This is a genomic window from Pseudonocardia pini (assembly GCF_013870575.1).
In the GTDB taxonomy this organism is placed as follows: Bacteria; Actinomycetota; Actinomycetes; order Mycobacteriales; family Pseudonocardiaceae; genus Pseudonocardia; species Pseudonocardia pini.
On record NZ_JACBXB010000530.1, the window covers coordinates 1 to 3,934 of the forward strand.

Annotated in this window: 5 protein-coding genes; 1 reads left to right on the forward strand and 4 read right to left on the reverse strand. The window is 72.6% G+C overall.

Features of this window, described 5'->3' with window-relative positions; genetic code table 11:
- Positions 1–353, reverse strand: a 353-nt coding sequence (locus tag H5J29_RS24015) for an MFS transporter (protein ID WP_181783299.1), incomplete at its 3' end; no start/stop codon positions are given.
- Between the two features lie 78 nt (positions 354–431).
- Between H5J29_RS24015 and H5J29_RS24020 the strand changes: the two genes are divergently transcribed.
- Positions 432–830: a winged helix-turn-helix transcriptional regulator gene (locus tag H5J29_RS24020; protein WP_181783300.1), complete on the forward strand. Its 399-nt coding sequence runs from the start codon at positions 432–434 to the stop codon at positions 828–830.
- Here the strand turns inward: H5J29_RS24020 and H5J29_RS24025 are convergent.
- From H5J29_RS24025 to H5J29_RS24035, 3 genes are all read right to left on the reverse strand, one after another.
- Positions 802–1,980: an ABC transporter permease gene (locus H5J29_RS24025; protein WP_181783301.1), complete on the reverse strand. Its 1,179-nt coding sequence runs from the start codon at positions 1,978–1,980 to the stop codon at positions 802–804. The genes H5J29_RS24020 and H5J29_RS24025 overlap by 29 nt on opposite strands.
- Positions 1,977–2,864 carry an ABC transporter ATP-binding protein gene (locus tag H5J29_RS24030; protein ID WP_181783302.1) on the reverse strand — a complete coding sequence of 296 codons (888 nt, stop codon included), beginning with the start codon at positions 2,862–2,864 and terminating at the stop codon, positions 1,977–1,979. The genes H5J29_RS24025 and H5J29_RS24030 overlap by 4 nt, the downstream gene beginning before the upstream one ends.
- Positions 2,865–3,095: 231 nt before the next feature.
- Positions 3,096–3,934, reverse strand: an 839-nt coding sequence (locus H5J29_RS24035; protein ID WP_281376099.1) for a helix-turn-helix domain-containing protein, incomplete at its 5' end; no start/stop codon positions are given.

The following is a 3,934-nucleotide window of genomic DNA, read 5'->3' on the forward strand; positions in this document are numbered from 1 at the left end:
GCGGGGGTCAGGAGCGCCGCCCCGATCCCCTGGACCGCGCGGGCGGTGACGAGCCACCACGGCGTCGTCGCGAACCCGCCCGCCAGGGATGCGAGGCCGAACACGACCAGCCCGGCGAGGAACACCCGGCGGGCGCCGAGCCTGTCCGCCGCACGGCCGCCGAGCAGCAACACCCCGCCCAACGCGACGGTGTAGGCCGAGACGACCCATTGGACGTCGGCGCCCTCGAAGCCCAGCGACCGCCCGATGACCGGCAGCGCCACGAACACGATGTCGAAGTCGGTGGCCACGAGGAACTGCGTGACCCCGACCAGACCCAGCTGCGCGGCGACCGAACGCGAGAGCACTGCCATGACCACCTCACTTGGTGCACGATGAGTAACGGAGGCCATGGAACGTCACGGGCGCTGAGCAGGGAAGAAGGCACTTTCATGTCCCAGAGGAACACGCGTGTACCCCACGAGGCACTGGGGGAGATCTGCCCGCTCAACGAGGTGCTCGACCGGGTGAGCGGGAAGTGGGCGATCGGGGTGCTGACCCTGACGGGGGCGGAGGGCGTCGTCCGGTTCACCGAGTACGAGCGCGGGATCCCGGACATCAGCAGGCGGATGCTCACGCTCACCCTGCGCAATCTGGAGCGGGACGGGCTGCTGACCCGGACCGTCTATCCCACGGTCCCGCCCAAGACCGAGTACCGCCTCACCGAGGCCGCGCACGAGCTCACCGAGACGCTCTCACTGCTCACGGACTGGGCGAAGCGCCACCAGGCGCACGTCCACGTCTCACGCACGGAGTACGACGCTACCCACGCAGCGCCTCGGCCCAGCTGACCCGCGCCCCCGTCCGCAGCACCGAGTTGCGGTAGATCCGGGCCGCGACCGCCACCACCGCGACGATCGTGGCCAGCGTGAGCACGATCGCGATCAGCACCTGCCACCACGGCGCCACGCCGAGCGCCTGGCGGGCGGGCATGAGCGTCGGGGAGAAGAACGGCACGAAGGACAGCACGGTCCCGAGGGTGTTCCGCGGGTCCCCCGGCAGCACCGACACCGCGAAGATGAACGGCAGCAGCAGCGGGAACATGATCGGCGCGACCAGCGACTGCAGCTCCTCCTGCCGGGACACCATGGACCCCGCCGCCGCGTACACGGACGCGTAGAGGAAGAACCCGAGCAGGTACCAGATCACCGCCGCGACGAGCGCGCCCGCGGCCGCCGACGGGGCGCTGAGCAGCCCCGTCACCGAACCGACCACGACACCGATCGCCCCCAGGATCAGCAGCTGCAGCAACCCGACGGCGCCCAGCCCCAGCACCTTCCCGGCGAGCAGGTGGATCGGTTTGATCGTGGACAGCAGCAGCTCGACGACGCGCGAGGACTTCTCCTCCACCACGCCCTGCGCGACCGCCGACCCGTACCCGATCAGCGACATGAACAGCAGCACGGACGTGACGATCGCCAGCGCCAGCCGCTGCCCGCGCTCCGGGTCCTCGGGTTCCAGCGTCGTGACCGTGACCGTGCCCGACGCCGCCACGGTCGCCGGGTTCTGCCCCGCGGCCTGCAGCGCCTGGTCCAGCGTGGACTGGCGGACCACCGTGGACAGCAGCGTCTGCAGCTCGCTCCCGACGGCGTCCTGCCCGGTCAGCGTCCAGCCCGCGCCCCGGTCGAGGAGCGCGTCGAGATCGCCCGCCTGCACCTGCGCCGCGCCCTCGGAGGCGCTCACGTCCGTGATCGTCAGGGTGCGGCCCGAGGCGGCGGCGGCCTGCTGCAGGGCGGGGACGACGGGCTGGGCGGCCGGCGTCACCCCCAGCGAGTCCGACGACGTCTCGTCGCCGATGAACTGGAAGATCAGCGCGTATATCCCGAAGATGACCAGCGAGATCACGATCCCGATGGCGAAGCTCTTCGAGCGCACCTGCGTGCTGAACTCGCGCTTGGCCACCAGCCCCACGGCCTGCCCGGCCGACAACCCGCCGTTCATGGGACACCTCCGGACACCACGTCGCGGTACAGCTCGGTCAACGGCGGTCGGTACGGCGCGAACTCGTGCACCGGTCCGGCGGCGAGCGCGGCCTTGAGCACGTCCTGGTCCGTGGCGCCGTCGAGCTCCAGGCGGGTGCGGGCGCCCTCCTGCGCGACGATCCGCACCCCGGCCAGGTCCCGGGCCCAGTCCGGGGGCGGTCCCACGACGTCGATCCGCTCGACGCCGCCGCTGCGCAGCTCCGACACGGTCCCGACCGCCACCATCCGCCCCGCGGCGATGATCCCGACACGGTCGCAGAGCCGCTCGACCAGATCGAGCTGGTGGGAGGAGAACACCACCGGCACGCCCTCGTCCGCCTTGTCCCGCAGCACGGCGCTCATCACCTCGACGGCGGTGGGGTCCAGGCCGGAGAAGGGCTCGTCGAGCACCAGGATCTCGGGGTCGTGCACCAGCGCGGCGCAGAGCTGGACGCGCTGCTGGTTGCCCAGCGAGAGCTTCTGGACCTCGTCGTTCACCCGCTCCGCCACACCGAGCCGCTCGGTCCAGCGGCGCACGGCCGCGGTCGCGTCGGCGGCGGGCATCCCGTGCAGCCTGGCCAGGTAGGCGAGCTGCTCGCCGACCTTCATCTTCGGGTACAGCCCGCGCTCCTCGGGCATGTAACCGATCCGCCTGCGGGCCTCGGCGTCGATCGCCGTGCCCTGCCAGCGGACCTCGCCCCCGTCCGCGCTGAGCACGCCGAGCACGATCCGCATGGTCGTGGTCTTGCCCGCGCCGTTGCTGCCGACGAACCCGAACACCTCGCCCGGCCGCACCGCGAACGTGACGTCCTCGAGCGCCGTCCGCGAGCCGAACCGCTTGTGCAACCCCCCGATATCCAGCACGCCTGCGAACCTAGCCGACCTCGACCGGACACACCGGACAGAGCGCCGCACCGGGTGGGCTCGTCCGGTCCCCGCACGGACGAGATCCTCGAGCGGGTCCGCGCGCTGCCGGCGAGGAGGGCGCCCGGGAGCCGCGTCCGGCCCGGCCCGGTTCGCCCAGGCGGCGTGAGGGAGCCAGGACTGTCGTTCCGGCCCCCTCGGGCGCCGTTGTGGCTCCACGGTGCGGGTGGGTCAGACGGCGGATCCGTCGGGCATCGAGATGCCGTAGCCGCGGATCCGGCGGTAGATCGTCGCCCGGCTCATGCCCAGACGCCTCGCTGCCTCGGCCTTGTTGCCGTCCGTGTCCAGCAGGGCGTCGACGATGGCGTCGCACTCGATCGCCTCGAGCGGGGTCAGCACCCGGCGGGTGATCGCGCGGACCTCGGGCGGGAGGTCCTCGGGCCGGACCGTGCCCGTCCGCCGTCGCGCGACGACCTTGCGCAGCACCTGGTAGAGCTGGTCGACGTTGCCCGGCCACCGGTTGCGCATCAGCACCCGCAGGGCCTCCGGCGAACAGTGCAGGTCCGCACCACGGGTGAGCCGGGCGAGCAGGTACGGGACCAGCTCGGCGACGTCCTCGATGTGGTGGCGCAGCGGCGGGACCTCGATGCTGCGCGGGAAGCACCCCAGCAGCTCGACGAGCTCGGGGGTGTCCGGCTGGGTGCCGTGCGCGCGGGTCGCGACGACCCACTGCCGCTCGGGATCGGTGGACTCGCGGTGCGGTTCGAGCACGTCGGCGAGGGTCAGCGCGTGCTGGGGCGCCAAGAGGTCCACGTGCTGCAGGACCAGCGTGCCGCCGCCGGTGCGCAGCTCGTCGGCCACCTCGGCGAGCCAGGCGGGCCCGCAGTGCGCGGCGTCGAGCACCCGGACGTGCCCGGCGGGGGAGTGGGCCTGGTGGGTGGCGCGCGCCATCGTCGTCCGGCCGGAGCCCTCCTCGCCCTCCAGGACCAGCCACTCCCGCATCCGGAAGTGCCGGTCGACGGTCTGGGCGCACTTGGTCCACAGCGCCCCGGACCCGACGGCGGTGGGCA

Coding starts and splice junctions, on each gene's coding strand:
- H5J29_RS24020 (WP_181783300.1), top strand. CDS start 432: ATGTCCCAGAGGAACACGCGTGTACCCCACGAGGCACTGGGGGAGATC.
- H5J29_RS24025 (WP_181783301.1), bottom strand. CDS start 1,980: ATGAACGGCGGGTTGTCGGCCGGGCAGGCCGTGGGGCTGGTGGCCAAG.